General features: G+C 68.1%; 14 protein-coding genes. 3 read left to right on the top strand and 11 right to left on the bottom strand.

Annotated features, from left to right (window positions below; all coding sequences use genetic code 11):
• Positions 1-95 precede the first annotated feature (95 nt).
• On the top strand, positions 96-1,181 hold the full coding sequence (locus ACILR9_RS01090; RefSeq protein ID WP_395708023.1) for a Zn-dependent alcohol dehydrogenase: 1,086 nt from the start codon (positions 96-98) through the stop codon (positions 1,179-1,181).
• 384 nt (positions 1,182-1,565) lie between these two features.
• On the opposite strand, the gene ACILR9_RS01085 is transcribed toward ACILR9_RS01090, so the two are convergent.
• The 4 genes from ACILR9_RS01085 to ACILR9_RS01070 form a co-directional block, all read right to left on the bottom strand.
• Positions 1,566-2,069 carry a hypothetical protein gene (locus tag ACILR9_RS01085; RefSeq protein ID WP_395708022.1) on the bottom strand — a complete coding sequence of 168 codons (504 nt, stop codon included), beginning with the start codon at positions 2,067-2,069 and terminating at the stop codon, positions 1,566-1,568.
• Positions 2,070-2,098: 29 nt separating this feature from the next.
• Positions 2,099-2,551, bottom strand: coding sequence for a hypothetical protein (locus tag ACILR9_RS01080; RefSeq protein ID WP_395708021.1), 453 nt, complete (start codon positions 2,549-2,551; stop codon positions 2,099-2,101).
• Between the two features lie 7 nt (positions 2,552-2,558).
• Complete coding sequence (locus ACILR9_RS01075; RefSeq protein WP_395708020.1) at positions 2,559-4,157, bottom strand: GMC family oxidoreductase; 1,599 nt, start codon at positions 4,155-4,157, stop codon at positions 2,559-2,561.
• 176 nt (positions 4,158-4,333) lie between these two features.
• Positions 4,334-5,425, bottom strand: coding sequence for an NAD-dependent epimerase/dehydratase family protein (locus ACILR9_RS01070; protein ID WP_395708019.1), 1,092 nt, complete (start codon positions 5,423-5,425; stop codon positions 4,334-4,336).
• A gap of 109 nt (positions 5,426-5,534) precedes the next feature.
• Between ACILR9_RS01070 and ACILR9_RS01065 the strand changes: the two genes are divergently transcribed.
• Positions 5,535-6,584 carry an LLM class flavin-dependent oxidoreductase gene (locus ACILR9_RS01065; RefSeq protein WP_395708018.1) on the top strand — a complete coding sequence of 350 codons (1,050 nt, stop codon included), beginning with the start codon at positions 5,535-5,537 and terminating at the stop codon, positions 6,582-6,584.
• A 191-nt stretch (positions 6,585-6,775) separates the two neighbouring features.
• On the opposite strand, the gene ACILR9_RS01060 is transcribed toward ACILR9_RS01065, so the two are convergent.
• The 7 genes from ACILR9_RS01060 to ACILR9_RS01030 all read right to left on the bottom strand — a co-directional run bounded on the left by ACILR9_RS01060 (position 6,776) and on the right by ACILR9_RS01030 (position 16,481).
• A complete protein-coding gene (locus ACILR9_RS01060) occupies positions 6,776-7,771 on the bottom strand; it encodes a Bug family tripartite tricarboxylate transporter substrate binding protein (protein WP_395708017.1) in 996 nt (331 codons plus the stop codon).
• A 364-nt stretch (positions 7,772-8,135) separates the two neighbouring features.
• Complete coding sequence (locus ACILR9_RS01055) at positions 8,136-9,095, bottom strand: aldo/keto reductase (RefSeq protein ID WP_395708016.1); 960 nt, start codon at positions 9,093-9,095, stop codon at positions 8,136-8,138.
• The gene (locus tag ACILR9_RS01050) at positions 9,095-10,018 is read right to left on the bottom strand and encodes an aromatic ring-hydroxylating dioxygenase subunit alpha (protein WP_395708015.1); all 924 of its coding nucleotides are present in this window, start codon (positions 10,016-10,018) and stop codon (positions 9,095-9,097) included. The genes ACILR9_RS01055 and ACILR9_RS01050 overlap by 1 nt, the downstream gene beginning before the upstream one ends.
• A 14-nt stretch (positions 10,019-10,032) precedes the next feature.
• Positions 10,033-10,566, bottom strand: a complete 534-nt coding sequence (locus ACILR9_RS01045; RefSeq protein ID WP_395708014.1) for an aromatic-ring-hydroxylating dioxygenase subunit beta — start codon at positions 10,564-10,566, stop codon at positions 10,033-10,035.
• Positions 10,566-11,885: an SRPBCC family protein gene (locus tag ACILR9_RS01040; protein ID WP_395708013.1), complete on the bottom strand. Its 1,320-nt coding sequence runs from the start codon at positions 11,883-11,885 to the stop codon at positions 10,566-10,568. The genes ACILR9_RS01045 and ACILR9_RS01040 overlap by 1 nt, the downstream gene beginning before the upstream one ends.
• A 40-nt stretch (positions 11,886-11,925) precedes the next feature.
• Positions 11,926-13,113, bottom strand: coding sequence for an FAD-dependent monooxygenase (locus ACILR9_RS01035; RefSeq protein WP_395708012.1), 1,188 nt, complete (start codon positions 13,111-13,113; stop codon positions 11,926-11,928).
• Between the two features lie 578 nt (positions 13,114-13,691).
• Positions 13,692-16,481 carry an ATP-dependent DNA helicase gene (locus tag ACILR9_RS01030; RefSeq protein ID WP_395708011.1) on the bottom strand — a complete coding sequence of 930 codons (2,790 nt, stop codon included), beginning with the start codon at positions 16,479-16,481 and terminating at the stop codon, positions 13,692-13,694.
• 354 nt (positions 16,482-16,835) lie between these two features.
• Here ACILR9_RS01030 and ACILR9_RS01025 point away from each other — a divergent pair, with 354 nt between their 5' ends.
• Positions 16,836-17,174 carry a hypothetical protein gene (locus ACILR9_RS01025; protein WP_395708010.1) on the top strand — a complete coding sequence of 113 codons (339 nt, stop codon included), beginning with the start codon at positions 16,836-16,838 and terminating at the stop codon, positions 17,172-17,174.
• The last annotated feature ends 15 nt before the right edge of the window (positions 17,175-17,189 follow it).

Raw genomic sequence — 17,189 nt, 5'->3', positions numbered from 1 at the left:
GGCCACTGCCTGATTGCGCGCCGATGCCTCGTGCATTGTCGCGGTCGGCGGCGGTCCCTATGCTCGCGGTAAGCAATGGCAGGGAGAGAAGCCCGATGAAAGCCACCGCCGCGGTCATGCACAAGCCGCACGAGCCGCTGTCAATCGAGAAGATCGATCTCGATACCCCGGCCCGTAATGAGGTGCTGATCCGAACCGCCTTCGCCGGCGTCTGCCACAGCGACCTCCACTACATGGAAGGGCTTTACCCGCGCGCCTGCCCCTGCGTGCTGGGCCACGAATCGTCGGGCGTGGTGCTCGCCGTCGGCTCGGACGTAACCTATGTGAAGCCGGGCGACCATGTCATCACCTGCGTCTCGGTGTTCTGCGGCGAGTGCGAGTACTGCCTGAGCGGCCGCATGTCGCTCTGCGTCAGCCCGGCAACGCAGCGGCCGGCCAAGGGGCCGCAGCGCATGAGCCTGAATGGCGTGCCGATGGCGAGCCAGGGGCCGTTGTCGTCGTTCGCCGACCACCTGCTGGTGCACGAGCACGCCGTGGTGAAGATCCGCCCGGACATGCCGCTCGACCGCGCTGCGCTGATCGGCTGCGCCGTCACCACCGGCGTCGGCGCGGTGTTTCGCACCGCCAAGGTCGAACCGGGCTCGACGGTGGCGGTGATCGGGCTCGGCGGCATCGGCCTGTCGGCCGTCAACGGCGCGGCGATCGCCGGTGCAGGCCGTATCGTCGCCATCGATCGCGTGGCCTCGAAGGCCAATCTGGCGCGCGAGTTCGGTGCTACCGACTTCGTCGACGCCTCGTCGGTCGACCTGGTCAAGGCGATCCGCGAGATGACCGGCGGCGGCGTCGATTATTCGTTCGAATGCGTCGGCCTGAAGCAGACGGTCGAGCAGTCGTTCCGCATCATCAAGCGCGGCGGCACCGCCACCGTCATCGGCATGATGCCGGTCGGCATGCGCTTCGAATTGTCGGGCGCGGAGATCCTGGGCGAGAAACGCATCCAGGGTTGCGCCATGGGCTCCAACCGCTTCCGCACCGACATGCCGCGCTTCGTCGACTTCTACATGCGCGGCCTGCTCAAGCTCGATCTGATGATCTCCGGCCGCGTCCGTCTCGACCAGATCAACGATGCCTATGCCGAGCTCAAGACCGGCGTCATCGCAAGGAATGTCATCGCGTTCTAGCTTTTCCTCCCCAGCTTCGCTGGGGAGGTGTCGCGTCATACGCGACGGAGGGGTCATGAGCCGTGAGCGCGCCACTTAAGGCGGAGTAAGCTCCGCCGACGTGGCGCATTCTTGTCGTCCTGAGCGCAGCGAAGGACCTCATCGCCGCCTGCTACGAGTGCGCGTTGAAACTGCTGGCAATGAGATCCTTCGCTACGCTCAGGATGACATGAGAGATGTGCATCCGAGCGATAAGTTCACAAGCTCTCCGTGGCGGTTCTCGGTTGATCACAGAGCCCACGAGCGCCACTGGAGTGGCGCGGTCCCAACCATGAGACCCATGCCCCCTCCGTCAGGTAAGACGGCGACACCTCCCCAGGCTGCGCTTGGGGAGGAGCATGAAACTTACGCCGCCTTGATGTTGGAGCGCTTGATGCGGTCGAGGTTGGCGCCCTCGATGCGGATCAGCTTGGTGAGCGTGTCGCGCTTGGGCGAGTGCACGACGCCGACGTCGTAAAAATGGGCGTCGCCCGGCTTCATCACGTAGGTCTTTTCCGGCACGACCAGCGAGGGATTGCCGTCCGAGCCCGGCTGCACGATGCGCCAATCGGTCATCTCGGTATCGCCGACCGCCACGCCGTAGATCGCCCAGCTCGAGCCGTGATCGTGCGGCGAGCCGTGCGCCGGCTTCTCATAGACATGGCCGCACACGCAGAAGCCCAGCTCGGGATCCTCGTACAGCACCTTGCGCGGCTTGCACTGGTCGGGGTCGAGGTGCTTGGCGATAAACTCCTTGTCCTGCAGCGCCTTCGAAACCAACCCGCACACCGCCTGCTTGCCGGCGAGGCCGGGGTTGGCGTTCAGCGCCGTACGGATGTCGCTGCTCAGTTGCTCCAGCGTATAGGCCATCTCTGCCTCCAGTCTTCGACACTCGAATATCAGACTCGATCCACCCGACGCCAGATCGGCTCGCGGGCACGCACCGGGTCGAGCAGCGACCAATCACCCTGCTCGACGACGTGACCCTTGGGGAAGGGCGGGCGGGGTTCCTGGCCGAGCGATCGCATCACCCGATCGTCCCGGTAATAGCAGAGCAGAACGACGCGCACGAGGGCGGCAAGCGCGCTGCCGCCCTCGGTCCGCAGAGCGGCAGCCACCTCGGCGCGGCGCGCCGCAGTGAGATCGGCAAAGCTGCTGCCGGACAATGCCGCCAGGCGGCCGAGGGCCGTGCGGACATCGTCGCGGTCGCGGCCGAGGCTCGCCAGGATGTCGGCGAAGATGATGTCATCGTCGGCGCCCGGCACGGCGTATTGGGCGCTGGCGGGGATGATGGCGCCGGCGAGGGCGCGCAGGTCGCCTGATTCGACGGCTGAAAGGTCGGAGTCGGTCATCGGCGCCTCAGTCGAACAGGGTGGCGAGGCGCTGCTTGATGCTGTCGGCGATGTAGAGCGCCAGCGCCTGGATGGTGGAGGTCGGGTTCACGCCGCCCGAGGTGACCCAGATGCTGCCATCGACGATGAACATGTTCTTCACGTCGTGGCAGCGGCCCCAGTGGTTGACCACCGAGCGCTCGGGATCGAGCCCCATGCGGGCGGTGCCCAAGAGATGCCAGCCGCCGTTCAGGATCGGGCATTCGACGGCGATGTCGCGGGCGCCGGCGGCCTCCAGGATTTCGCGCGCCCGGGCGAGGCCGTGTGCGATCATGCGCCGGCTGTTGTCGCCGATCGTGTAGTCGATTCGCGGCGCCGGGATGCCGCTGCTGTCCTTCAGCACCGGATCGAGGGTGACCCTGTTGTGCTCCTCCGGAAGGTCCTCGCAGATCGCCGACAGGCCGACGCGATGGTTGAGCAGGCGGCGATAGACGCGATGATGATCGTCGCCCCACGGCAGGCGGCCGGCGGCGGTGCTGGTGATCGCCTCCAGGATGGCGCCGTAGCCGCGGCTGAACTGGAAGGTGTAGCCGCGCACGAAGTCGCGCTTGGGATCGGTCTCGTAGAACTCCTGGCTCCATAGGCAGAGCGGCGGGCCGTGATTGCCGTCGAGCGGCTCGTCGACATAGCCGTAGCTGTAGGCATAGGGATGGAACATCAGGTTCTTGCCGACCAGGCGGCTCGAGTTGGCGAGGCCGTTGGGAAATTTTCCGGAGACCGAGTTCAGCAGCAGGCGCGGCGTGCCGACGCCGTTGCAGGCGACGATCACGACCTCGGCCGGCTGGAACTGCTCCTGGCCCTGGGCATCGTAGTAGACGACGCCCGACGCCATGCCATCGGGGCCGACGGTGATCTCGCGCACCCGGCAGAGCGTGCGCAGCTCGACACCCGCCCGGAGCGCGAGCGGCCAGTAGGTGATGTCGGTGCTGGCCTTGGCGCCCTGCGCGCAGCCCGGCGTGCAATGGCCGAGATTGATGCAGCGCGCGCGGCCCTCGTAATCGACCGTGGCGATCGAGCTGTCGGACGGCCACCAGTGCCAGCCGAGCTTGTTCATCGCCTTGCCCAGACGCACGCCCGACTTGCCGAGCGGCAGCGGCGGCATCGGCGGCTGCTTGGGCGGGTAGGCCGGATCGCCGGCCAAACCCGAGACACCCGTCATGCGGTCGTTCTCGGCGAAGAACGGCTCCAGCGTGGCGTAATCGACCGGCCAGTCGTCGGCCACGCCGTCGAGCGTGCGCACCTTGAAGTCGGACGGATGCAGGCGCGGATAGTGCGCCGTGTACATGATCGTGCTGCCGCCGACGCCGTTGAAGTTCACCACCTTGATCGGCGAGTTGTCGTCGTTGATCGGATAGTCGGTCGGCCGCGCGCGCCGGTTGGGGTTGGTGGCGAAATCGCCGAACAGTCGCGCTTCCCAGTCGCGGCCGTTGCTAGGATAGTCGGTCGGTTTCACCCAGTCGCCCTGCTCTAGGCAGAGGATGCGCATCTTCGTCTCGGTCAGGCTCCACGCTACCGCCGCGCCTGATGCGCCCGAGCCGATGATCAGGACGTCGACTTTGTCGAGCATGATGATTCTTCTCCCGCTTTCATTTACCTCCCCAGCTTCGCTGGGGAGGTGTCGCGTCTTACGCGACGGAGGGGTCATGAGTCATGGGAGAGGGTTGGGCCTGAGGCTCATGACCCCTCCGTCGCCGAAGGCGGCGACACCTCCCCAGCAAAGCTGGGGAGGAGAATGACGACAATTCATCTCGGCGGCAGCAGCTTCTTCGCCTGCATCTCGGCGAAGGCCTTGGCGAACATCGCCTCGGTGTCCATGACCTCGTGGAAGCCGGCCTGCATCAGCTTGATGGTCGAGACCAGCGCCGGCGGGCCGGGCGCGGTGCGGCCGTAGCCCATCGTGTAATCGGCGTACTCGAACGACAGCCCGACGAAATCGCGCAGGCTGCCGCTCTTCAGGCCGTACTGCGCGCGGACCTCGGCCCAGTCGGCCTCGCGCGGGCGGATCTCGCGGTCGAGCGACAGCGGCACGGCATCGCCCGCCTCGAAGCCCAGGGCGGCGGCGATCGCCGGCCACACGTTGGGCCACACGAACACGTCGCCGTTGGTGACGTTGAAGATCTCGTTGCGCGCCGTCGCCGCCTCGCCCGACCAGGTGATGGCGCGGGCCAGCAGGTCGGTGTCGACCGCCTGCGCCACGCGGCCGCCTCCGCCCGGATAGTCGAGTCGCGCCTTGCCGGCGTGGCGCATCAGGGCGGCATAGACGCCGAGGGCGGGGATCACGTTCATGGCGCTGCCAACCGAATCGCCCACGATCAGCACCGGCCGCAGGATCGACCAGCTCCAGGCCTTGCCCTGCTGCAGCGCACGCAGGTAGCGCTCCTGGTTCCAGTAGAAATTGGGCTGCTCGTGCATCTCCGAGCGGTTCTCGCGCGCCGGCACCTGCAACGGCCGGACGTGCACGCCATAGGCCTTGGTGCCCTGCAGCAGGGTGACGTGCCGGAGCTGCGGCGAGGCCTGCTCGAGCGGCCCCAGAAGGTTGCGCAGCATGCGGTCGTTGGTCTCGATCTGCTCCTCTTCCCGCCAGCCGGCGACCAGGCCGGGCCGCTCGTAGAGCGCGGCATAGACGAGGTGGGTGGTGCCGGCGAGCTCGGGCGCCAGCGCGGCGGCGGCCGCCTGGTCGGCGAGATCGATGGGCAGCCAGCGCGCGCCGAACGTCTCGTCGGGCCGGCGGCGCGACAGGCCCACCACCTCGCAGTCCGGCTGCGAGCCGAAATGCTTCATTGCTGCATAGCCGACCAGACCGGTCGCACCGGCGACGACAACCTTCTTTGGCATGATACTCTTGCTCTTCCCTCCGCCTACTATGACGGAGCAATGTAAGCTTTGCAGTGGCCGATCGCGCTGCCCAATGGCGCTGCCCAATGGCGCTGGACGAGGAGGACCGATGGAATTCGGCATGTTCCACGAGTTTCAGGCGCTGCCTGGCGAAAGCTCGGCGCAGTCCTTTGCCAACTCGTTCGTCCAGGTCGATGCGGCGGAGCGCTGGGGCCTCGATGCGATGTGGCTGGCCGAGCTGCATTTCGCGCCCGAGCGCTCGGTGCTGTCCTCGCCGCTGATCCTGGCGTCGGCCATCGCCACGCGCACCAAGCGGATGAAGATCGGCACGGCCGTGCAGGTGCTGCCGCTCTGCCATCCGCTGCGCCTGGCCGAGGAGGTCGCCACGGTCGACCAGCTGAGCGAGGGCCGGCTGATCTTCGGCGTCGGCCGCAGCGGCTTCGCCCATACCTACCGGACCTACGGCGTGGACTACGCTGAAAGCCGCGAGCGCTTCGCCGAGACCTTGCAGATCGTCAAGCTCGCCTTCACCGAGGAGCGCTTCTCGTGGAACGGCAAGTACTTCAATTACGAGAACGTGCGGCTGGCGCCCAAGCCGTGGCGCGCGCCGTGGCCGGAGATCCGCATCGCCGCGGCGAGCCCCGACACCTATGTCGAGGTCGCGACGCTGGGCCATCCGATCTTCATCGCCGCGCGCACCGGCAACCTGTCCGAGCTGGCGCCGCTGGTGAAGACCTACCGCCGAGCCTGGAAGGAAGCCGGTCATCCGGGTGACGGCGAGGTCTATCTGCGCGTTCCCGTCTATGTCGCGAACACCGAGGAGGCGGCACGCGAGGAGCCGCGCGAGAGCATCATGCATTTGCTGCGCTATATCGGCGATCGCCTCGCAGCCTCGGCGACGGCGAGCGGCGCGCGGGTGATCGAGAACCGCGCCGCGCGCGGCGAGAAGATGCAGTCGATCGACTACGAGGAGGTGCTGCGCGAACGCATGATCGTCGGCACTCCGGCCAGCGTCACCGACCGCCTGACCGAGCTGCGCGACACGCTCGGCCTCGACGGCATCCTGGCCGAGCTCAACCCCGGCAGCCTGATCCCGCACGACCGCGTCATGACGGCGCTTCGCCTGCTCTGCCAGGAGGTCATGCCGAAGTTCAAGTGAGGTCCCGCTGGGGGCGAAGTGATTTTTCTGTCGTTCTGAACGAAGTGAAAACCCCACCCTGAGGAGCCACGCGGAGCGTGGCGTCTCGAAGGGTTGGCAACGGACGTGTTTTGCCGACCCTTCGAGACGCGGCCTGCGGCCGCCCCTCAGGGTGAGGTCTTCTTTGGTGCTTCAACCAAAGAAAATCACGCTTAGTCCACCTTCGCGCCGGACTGCTTGATTACCGGCGCCAGCCGCTTCTCGTCGGCGGCGCGGTAGGCGGCGGTGTCGGCGGGGCTCATCCAGATGCGCGTCGCGCCCTGCTGGTCGAACGCCTTCTTGACGGCGTCGCCCTCGAGCGCCTTCTTCGTCAGGGCCGACAGCTTCTCGACCATCGGCGCGGGCAGCCCGGCCGGCCCGCACACGCCGCCCCACGAGGTGATCTCGAAGCCCGGCAGGTACTCCGCCATGGTCGGGATCTCGGGCACCGCGGGATGGCGTTCGCGCGAGGTCACGGCGAAGCCGCGCACCTTGCCCGAGCGCATCAGGCCGAGCGGGCCGGGGATGTTGTCGAACATCATGTCGACCTGGCCGGCCAGCAGATCCTGGTGGGCCGGCGCGCTGCCGCGATAGGGCACGTGCAGCAGGTTAATCTTGGCGAGCTGCTTGAACAGCTCGCCGCTGATCTGCGGCGAGGTGCCGGCGCCGGACGAGGCGAAGGAGTACTTGCCCGGATTGTCTCGCGCCAGGGCGATGATCTCCGGCACCGTCTTTGCGGGAAAATCGAGCCGGCTCATCAGCAGGTTGGGCACCGACCACAGCATGGCGATGCCGGTGAAGTCCTTCTCCGCGTCGAACGGCAGCTTGGTGTAGAGCGTCGGCGCGATGGCATGGCTGGCGATGCTGTAGAGGCCGATCGTGTAGCCGTCGGGTGCCGACTTGGCGATCGCGTCAGCGCCGACATTGCCGCCCGCGCCGGCCTTGTTCTCGACCACGAACTGCTGGCCGCTGAGCTGCGACAGCTCGTGGCAGACGATGCGCGACAGCGTGTCGGTCGGCCCGCCGGCGGGAAAGATATTGATGTAACGGACCGGTTTGTTGGGCCAATCGTCGACGGCGCGGGCGACGCCCGCCGACAGCATCGGCGCGGCCAGCGCGCCACCGGACAACAGCAATACCCGCCGGCGGGGCAGAATGAACTTGGTCATACTAAGCGTCCTCCACACACCACTTACTTGTTGGGTGCACTCTATACGCAATGAGCCGACGGGCTACTAGGCGCACCGAAACGGCCCTGGTGGGGCGGGAAATCTACGCGGTCCCGAATGGCAGCGACCTTTACTCGACATTGCAGAAAAGTAACTGGCTCAAGGGCGCACTTCTTCTTGTCATCCTGAGCGCAGCGAAGGATCTCATCGCCAGAAGTATCGAAGTCCGCTCGAAGTAGCGGTCATGAGATCCTTCGCTGCGCTCAGGATGACAGAAAGGATGGTGCGAGGCTGGTTTGACGCAGATCGGCAATCGGAGCCGGTCAGAAAGAATAGAGCCACGATTTTCAATGATTTAGGGGATTCAGTTGATCCCTTCTATACGCTCCAGCAACACCGCCGGAAGGTCGATTGCGCCGGCAGCCGCATTGGTTTCCAACTCGGCGATCGTCTCCGGGCCGATCAGGGCGGCGCTAATGCCGGGTTGCGCGACCAGCCAGCCGAGCGCCAGCACGGCTGGCGGATGGCCGGCCTCGGCCGACACGGCTTCCAGCCGTTCGGCGAGCGCCACCTGGGAGGCGGTGAAGCCGCTGCCGCCCCAGCGCCGGCTGCCGGCGATCACGCGCTCCCGGACGGCCGGGCCGGCGAGCAAGCCGCCGGCCAGCGGGCCGAACACCGTGACGCCCATGCCGAAGCGTCGGCAGGCTGGCAGCATCTCCTGCTCGGCCGCACGGTCGGCGAGGCTGTAGGCGATCTGGTTGCAGACCGGCGCGGCGATGCCCAGCCGGTCAGCCTGCCAGAGGGCTTCCGTCATCTGCCAGGCCGGATAGGTCGACAGCGCGCCATAGAGGATCTTGCCCTGGCGCACGAGATCGTCGAAGGCGCGCAGGGTCTGCTCGATCGGCGTCGCCGGATCGGGATGATGGGCGTAGTAGACGTCGACGTGATCGGTGCCAAGGCGGCGCAGGCTGATCTCGACCTGCTCGAACAGGTGGCGGCGCGACAGGCCGCGTGCGTTGGGGCCCTCGCCGACCGGCTCCATCACCTTGGTGCAGAGCACGAATTCACGGCGACGCGACCCGAGCGCGCGCCCGACGATCTCCTCTGCCGAAGCGCGTTCCGCGGCGGGCGGCGCGCCGGCGCGATCGAAGCGCGCCTGGTTGCCGTAGCTGTTGGCCGTGTCGATCAGGTTGATGCCGAGATCGAGGGCGCGGCCGATCAGCCGGTCGGCGTCGGCGGCCAGCGGCGCCACGCCGAAGGTCGCCGTTCCCAGCCCGATGCAGGAGACCTTTACGCCGGTCGTGCCGAGCCCGTGGTAGCGCATCAGCCGGCCCGCAGGTGGAGCGGCATCGAATGCCGGAGCCGCGTGTTGGCGGCCGTCAATCGATGATGCCACCAGGTGTAGAAGGCGCGCTGCCCCGACTCCTGCCTGAGCGGCAGCGGGTAGCGGCGCGCCAGCGCGCCCTTCGATGTCTGGGTGACGGATTGCCAATGCGGCGCGAGATCCTGTGCCAGCAGGCCGCCCGGACCCCAGGCGCGCGTCGTGGCGCGGCGCGCGGCGTCGCGCTGCTCCGCCGTCGCCTCGGCTGGCACCATGCACCAGGTATCGACGTCGGTGCGATCGGGCGCCACCGGATGCCAGACCTGCAGGCTCGACGTCGCGGGGTCGAACGTCATGTTGGGAAACAGCGTGGCTGCCGTACGGCGCGGCAGCTCCGATGCGGCATGGATCCAATCGCCCGAATCGATGGCGCCGCAGAAATGCTCCATCGCAAGCTTCCAGTTGCCGGCGAAGGTCCAGCGCAGACGATGCTCGCCGACCGCGATCATCGGCTCGGGGACCAGTGCAGTCCGCTCGGGCAGCGGCAGGGCGTTCGGATCGAGCGTGGCGAAGACCAGTCCGTGATGCTCTGCGATCTGCGGCACGCGGGCGGGGGCCGCCGGCGGATGGCGCGGACAGCCGATCGTCGTCGCCGATCCACGCTCGCCCGGACTGAGCGACCGCTGGCAGCGCGGGCAGGGATCGACAAAACCCTGCAGCGTGCCCGCACCGTCGCGCCATACCACGATCGGCTCGGCGCCGAGGCGCGCCGCGATCCAATCACCCGGCTGCGCCAGCCAGTTGGCGGGACCCGCAAACAGCCACGACGGCACGAACAGGCGATCGAGCTCCAGCGCATGGATCGCGGGATCGCTGAAGGCGCTGCGGTCGAGCGTGTCCCGATCAGGGTCGAGCCAGGCCGGCATCATAAGATATGGTATCAGAAGAAGTTGCTGAGGTTGGGCGACAGCAGCACGGTTTGCTCGAGGAAGATGTGGCGCCGGGCGATGCGCAGCGTGCCGTCTTCACGGCGCAGCTCGTCGCGGCGCAGCCCGAGCCAGTTGCTTTCGTCCGAATTGAGCCGTGTGCGATGAAGATGGAAATTCGATTCGGCAGTGATGCGCCCGCCGTCGACGCCGACGACGCGGACGTTGGTCACCAGATGTCGGGTGCGCGACGGCGGCTCCTCGGCCCAGGCGTAGCCGGTCTCCAGCCGGCGCACGCGCATCTCCAGCATCTTCTTGTCGTCGTCGAAGAAGGCCATGTCGCCGATCTTCGAGAACTCGCTGTCGAGCTGGGCGGAGATCCTGGTGCGGCGCACCGGCATCCAGTAGTGGATATCCTCGGTGAGGAGGTCGAGCCATTCGCGAAAGCGCCGTGCGTCGAGCAGGGCGGCCTCGTCGTAGTAGAAGGTCTCGACCTCGAGCCGCAGCGCCAGGGTGGAAGCCGTGCCGGACGTGACGGCATCGGGCATCACACGACTCCGCTCGGGATGGCGTGGTGGCGCCTGAGCGCCGGCCAATCGTCGGCCGCCATCCAGTCGGCCCACGCCCGGTAGGTCCACAGCTGGGCGTGCTCGTTGATGTTGGTCTCGATGCTGGGCAGGCCGGGCTGTTGCGCCTCGCTGATCCGGCCACGCCCGAGATTCATCGCGTAGTTCAGCGGATGGCGGCGCGCCACGGCGCTGCGCGTGGCGAGCGTGCTCTGGCTCCAGTTCTCGCCGTCGTCCTGCTCGAGCATGCCGGCCGGACCGAACGTGTGGTTCATGCGCTGCACCGAGGCGCGGCGCTGCTCGGCCGGCATGTTGCGGTCGATCAGGGTGAACCACCAGATCTCGGTGGCAAACGGCCCGCGCGGCAGGCGCAGGCAGAGCTGCACGCCGCTCGAGGCGATCCACAGGTTGGGAAAGATGTTGGGATGACCGCGCGAGGCGACGCCGACCGGGCCCAGCGCCGCCGCAGCCTCCGGCGTGTCGCGCCAGCGCTCGTCGAACAGCGGCACCTTGCTCGTCGTGGCGGCCAGCGCGGCGCGGATCTCGGGCGTCGAGCGCGGACCGCTGATGGCGTGGCCGTACTCGCCCAGCGAGACGATCTGGTCGTCGTCGCTGTAGGGCAGCTTGGGTAGGTAGCCCGAGAGCGGTGCCGAGGCGTGCGAGGTCTGCACATGGTACCAGTCGAACAGATTGTCGACCGCGAGCTTCCAGTTGCAGGCGAGCACGTTCTTCTGAACGCCGTCGACCACCGCGACGTCGCCATGCGCCGCCGCCATAGACAGGCCGACGCGGCCGACCTCGCCGAGATACTCGTCGAGCGCCGGCGCCTCGGGATCCATGGTGGCGAACACGAAGCCCTTGTAGCTCTCGACCTTGGCGGCCGGGATCAGGCCCCATTTATCGCGCTCCAGCGCCTCGTGATAGAAGCTCTTGTAGCCCGGCACGCCGGCCAGCCGGCCTTCGAGGTCGTAGGTCCAGCCGTGATAGGTGCACAGGAAGGATTTGACGCGGCCCGACTCGGCGCGGCACACCGCATTGCCGCGATGGCGGCACGAGTTCAGGAACACGCCGACCTTGCCCTTGCGGTCGCGCACCGCGATGACGCTGTCCTCGCCGATGAAGTTCAGGAAGAAGTCGCCGGCCTCCGGGATCTGCGACTCATGGCACATGAAGTTCCAGCAGCGCGCGAAGATACGCTCCATCTCGACGCGGTAGATCCCGGCATCGGAGAAGATGCGCCGGTCGACCGTGCCGGCGTTTGCATCGACCATCGCGCGGTAGTCGGGCGGGGTTGAGGTCATGGCGATGGCTCTCCGATGCTTGTGAGTAAAAGGTCCCTCGCTAAGACGCTTGCGAAGCAAGCGTCTTAGCGAGGGACCTTTCATCTTCGTTTGCCAGCGGTGCCGTCCAGGCATTGTAGCCGTACACCCAGTCGGGATCGGTGGCGCCCTTGCCCCACTTGTTCTGCCGCGACGTGAGCTGGATCCGAGCCGTGCGTTCCTGGCGCGTCGCCTCGTAGCGGCGCAGTGCGTTGGCGATGCCGGCACGGTCGACGCCGTCGAGGCAACGCGACAGGATGGCGGCATCCTCGATCGCCATCGCCGCGCCCTGCGCCATGTAGGGCGTCATGGGATGGCAGGAATCGCCCAGCAGGGTCACCGTGCCGTCGCCCCACTGCTCCAGCGGATCACGGTCGAGCAGGACGCGCTTGTGCACCGACGGGCAGGCCGCCAGCACGCCACGCACCGTCTGGTGAAAGCCTTCGAACGCTGCGCGCAGGACCTCGACGTCGCCTTCCATCGACCACGACTCGGCGGTGAATTGCGGCTCGGGCTGGCTGGTGACGAAATAGACCTCGCTGCGGTCGGGCTTCACCGGGTACATCACGATGTGGCGGTCCTCGCCCCACCATTTCACGCAGTCGTCGATGACGACGCCGTGCTCGGCGAGAAGCTGCGCCGGGAATGTCGTGCGATAGGCGATGCGCCCGGCGAAATGCGGCTCGACGTTGCCGAACAGGAGGCTGCGGACGACCGAGTTGACGCCGTCGGCGCCGATCACCGCGTCGGCCTCCGCCGTCGCGCCGTTGGCGAAGGCCAGCCGCCCGGTGCCCCCGGCGGCCGCCTCCAGCCCGACCAGCCGGTGATCGAGCCTGAGGCACTCGGCCGGCACCAGGCTCGCCAGCGCGGCATGCAGGTCGCCGCGATGGGCCAGCAGATAGGGCGCGCCGTACTTCTCTTCCGCCGGCTCGCCGAACACCATGTCGAACAGCACCTCGCCGGTGCGCCAGTCGCGGTTGTTCCACGAGCGCGGATAGAAGGTGTCGGCGCGCAGCCGCTGCTCCAGGCCGAGGCCGCGCAGCACATGCATGGCGTTGCAGCCGATCTGGATGCCGGCGCCGAGGCGGGTGAACTGCCTGGCCTGCTCGTAAACCGTGACGCCGAAGCCGACGCGGCGGAGCGCCGCGGCGGCGGCGAGGCCGCCCATGCCGGCGCCGATGATGGCGATGTCGATGTTGTGCAGGGTCATGGCGGAACGATGCCTCATTTCCGCCCGGTTGCGCTACCGGCCGGCCTTCACCCGTTCCGCAATCTGGCCGACCGTGTAATGGGCCGACTGCATGGTGCCTTCCTGCCAGCCGGTGACGAGGCTCATATGCTCGCCATGCCCCGACCGGCTGCAGCATGGCAGGCGCCTGGTTCCACGATTCGAGGAAGGTAAGGGCATTGCCGAGGATGCGCGCCTCGTTGACGCGCGCGATGTCGCCGATCGGGATCGGCTTCTGCAGCGTGCCGCGCTGGGTGCCGGCGCTGGGATAGGTGTCCGGCGAGACGAAGCCGGCGCGCGTGGATCCGACGTAGGTCATGCCGGGAGCGCGCCACTGGTGACCAAGGAAGCATGAGCAAAGATCCCTCGCTGCGTTCGGGATGACATCACCACTGTGGCAACGCCCCGATGTCATCCCGAGCGCAGCGAGGGACCTTTCGACAGCGCCTGATGTCGACGTTTGCTTCCGCCATGCATGGAAGGTCCTCATGCTCTTCCGGACCGCGAGCGTCCCGCTCGCTCAAGCTCATGAGCGAGCGGGACGCTCGTGGTCCGGAAGACTATGGTTCAGTATCCACCCCCACGAACGCCCGCACCTGCGCCACGGCCTCGGCCAAGCCGACGCGCGCCACCGGGACGCCAGGCGGGAAGGCGCCAAGCAGGCGGCTGGGCAGGCGCGAATCGAGCATGACGAAGACGCCGCGGTCGGTGGCGCGGCGGATCAGGCGGCCGTAGGCCTGCTTGAGGCGCAGACGCGCCAGCATGTCGTCGTAGGCGTTGTTGCCGGCGCCGGCCTTCTTCCAGGATTCCTTGCGGGCGCGATGGAGGATGTCGGGGCGCGGCCACGGCACGCGGTCGAACACGATCAGGCGCAGCGAGCGGCCCGGCACGTCGACGCCGTCGCGCACCGCGTCGGTGCCGAGCAGGCAGGAATGCTCCTCGGCGCGGAAGATGTCGACCAGGGTCGCCGCGTCCATGCCGCCGACATGCTGGGCGTAGAGCGGCAGCCCGGCCGCCTCGATCGCCGGGGCGATGCGCTGGTGCACGGCGCGCAACCGGCCGATGGCGGTGAACAGGCCGAGCGCGCCGCCGCCCGCCGCCACGAAGAGCTCGCGGTAGGCCGATGCGATCTGCTCGGCATCGTCACGCCGCACGTCGCGCACGATCAGCACGCGCGTGGAGTCGGGATAGTCGAACGGCGAGGCCATCGCCGCGCGCACGGCGGGCGCCACGAGATGGCGCGTGCCGGTGCGCGCCTCGGCGACGTCCCAGTCGGCCAGCGCCTCCGGCTTCTCGTCGTTGGCGGCGACCGGCACGTCCAGCGCATCGCGCAAGGTCGCCGAGGTGATGACGGCGCCGTGCGCCGGCCGGATCACCGAATTCACGAACGGCTCGGTCGGGTCGAGGTAATGACGAAACATGCCGACATCGATCTCGCGATTCTGGCTCTTCTCGATCGCCAGCCAGTCGACGAACGCCGGATCGGGCTCGCCGTGCAGCCCGCGCAGCATCGCCCGCCACGCCTCGAGCGTGCGTTCGCAGCGGTTGGTGAGCGAGCGCACGACGCCCTCGATGCGGGCGCGTTGCGCCGGATCGAGCTTGTCCGCTTCGCTCTGGAGCTTGTCGTGCAGCACCTGGCGCAGGCGGCGCACCGGCACCAGCATCTGCGACAGCATCTCGGCGAGCTGGTCGGCCGCGTCGAGCAGGCCGGGCGTCAGCGGATGGACGTCGCATTCCTGGCCGAAGCCCTGGTCCTCGCCCGATGAGCGCGCGCGCACCTGCTGGCGCACCAGCGCCAGGAACTCCTCGGCCGGGCCGAGCACGGTGCCGTCGGCCAGCCGGGTCTGCCAGTTGGTGGCCGGCAGCAGCTGCGCCGCCTCGAGCAGCTGGCGCAAGGCGCGATGGGCTTCGTGGTCCTCGCCCAGCAGGTCGGCGATACGCCGCTCGAGCCCGCGCGCGCGGCTGCCGCGCCGCCCCTCGGCGCCCATCAGCCAGCGTCGCAGGTCGGACGCCTCGACACCGCTCAGATGCGCGCCGAAGGCAGAGTCGGCGGCGTCGAACAGGTGATGGCCCTCGTCGAACACGTAGCGCAGCGGGCGAGTCGCGTCGTCGAGACCGCCCATCGCCGCCTGGATCATCACCAGCGCATGGTTGGCGATCACGATGTCGGCCTGGCGGGCGCGCCGGATGGTGCGCTCGACGAAGCATCTGCGGTAGTGCTCGCACGCCGAGTAGATGCATTCGCCGCGCCGGTCGGCGAGGCGGTTGACGCGGCCGCGGCCGATCAGGTCGAGCAGCCAGGCCGGCAGGTCGCCGCCCACGATGTCGCCGTCGCGGCTGGCCAGCGCCCAGCGCGCCAGCAGGCCGAGGCCGACTGCATTCTCCGGCACCAGGCCGGTGCGCATGGCGGCCTCCTGGTAATTCAGCAGGCAGAGGTAGTTCTCGCGGCCCTTGCGCACGACGACGCGGCGGCGCTTCTCGGCGCTGTCGCGGTGCAGGCGGTCGAGCTCGTTGTCGATCTGGCGCTGCAGGTTGCGGGTGTAGGTGGCGATCCACACCGGCGCGCCGTTCTTCTCCGCCCACAGCGAGGCCGGTGCGACATAGCCCAGCGTCTTGCCGACGCCGGTGCCGGCCTCGACCAGCACGACATTGGGCCGCTCCTCTTGCTCGCGCGGGGCAAAGGCCTGGCTCGCCGCCGAGGCATAGTCGCCCTGGCTCGGCCGCGCTTCGGCAAGATGCGCGCCGGCCGCGATCAGCTGGCCCAGGCGCAGGCGCGCTTCGCGCGGCTCGACCGGCAGGCTCCTGGGTGGCGGCGGGGGCGGCGGCTCCTCCCATTGCGGCAGGCTCTTCCAGATGTCGAGGCCGGCGAGCGCACGCAGCTTGTGCGCCGACGCATCGAGGCCGAGCGCCGCCAGCACGTCGCCGGCCCACGGCCAGTTGCCGCGCGCCATGGCGAGCGCCGTCGCCTTCATCTCGGGCGAGGCCAGGGCGGCCATGTCCTCGAGCTCGTCGATCAGGCGGCGCGCGATGTCGGGCAGCGATTCGGCCTCCTCCTCGGATGTCGTCGGCAGCGGCAGATCGAGGATCTCGCAGAGGCCGCGCGGCGTCGGCAGGCAGAAGCGGGCGGGGCGGACGAAGGCGAACAGCTCGAGGAGATCGCGCGCGACCAGCCGCTCGCTGCCGAGCCGCGCCGCTACCGCCGGCGCATGGCAGACCAGCGGTGGCGTCGCCGATGCGCGCAACGCGACATCGGCCGCCGACAGCCGCTCGATCCGGCCGTCGCTGCTCCGCCACAGCGCGCCACGGGCCGTGGCGATCAGGGCCGGTCGGTGCTCCGGGAACGATGCCATTGCGGGCTGGATAGCATGAAATGGCCAGCGAGACAGACGGAGGCTGGCGGTGTCGCCGCCCTTGGGCGCCGGACAGGTCGCGCAGCCGGTCCAGGTCGGCAACCGCGATCTGCCCCTCCATGACCGCCGGCAGCCTCCAGCAGAGCCGGGAAGCAACCATGATCGGTCGTTATCAAATGTGAACGCTACGCGTTCACCCAGGTTAACCAAAACGCAAACTTCGGTCCTGACGATACCGGGCTTGATTCACATCAACCGATGGCCACTGCGCCTCCGCGACTTTAGGGCCCTCGAAGGCGACCAGCGATGGCAACGCCGCGGAGCGCCCGAGACATCGGGTGAAGAGAGGAAGCCATGACCGATTGCGTCGGTGTCTCGGGACGTCTGCTGGCCTTGGCATTGATCTGCGCCGTTTCCGTATCCACCGGACATGCGGCGAATCCGGAACCAGCACCGCAGTGGCTCGCCTACTGTGTGAAGCTTTACAGCCTGTGGAACCGCTATGGACACCATCCGACGTTCCATCACACCGGCCAGCGGGCGCGCGCCGAGCTGGCGCTGCACCGATGCCAGAATGGCGAGTTCGTGGCCAGTGTCGAGACGCTCGACGTGGTCTTGGAGCACAATCTGGTGGCGATTCCACCCGCGCCCGACATCCCGCCCACACCGCAGTTTGCCTTCACGCCGCACTAGCGTCCGTAAGCCAGC

The sequence above is a fragment of the Reyranella sp. genome (assembly GCF_044224635.1).
Taxonomy (GTDB): Bacteria; Pseudomonadota; Alphaproteobacteria; order Reyranellales; family Reyranellaceae; genus Reyranella.
The sequence above is the reverse complement of the archived record's forward strand: the minus strand, read 5'-3'. Positions and strand labels throughout refer to the sequence as shown.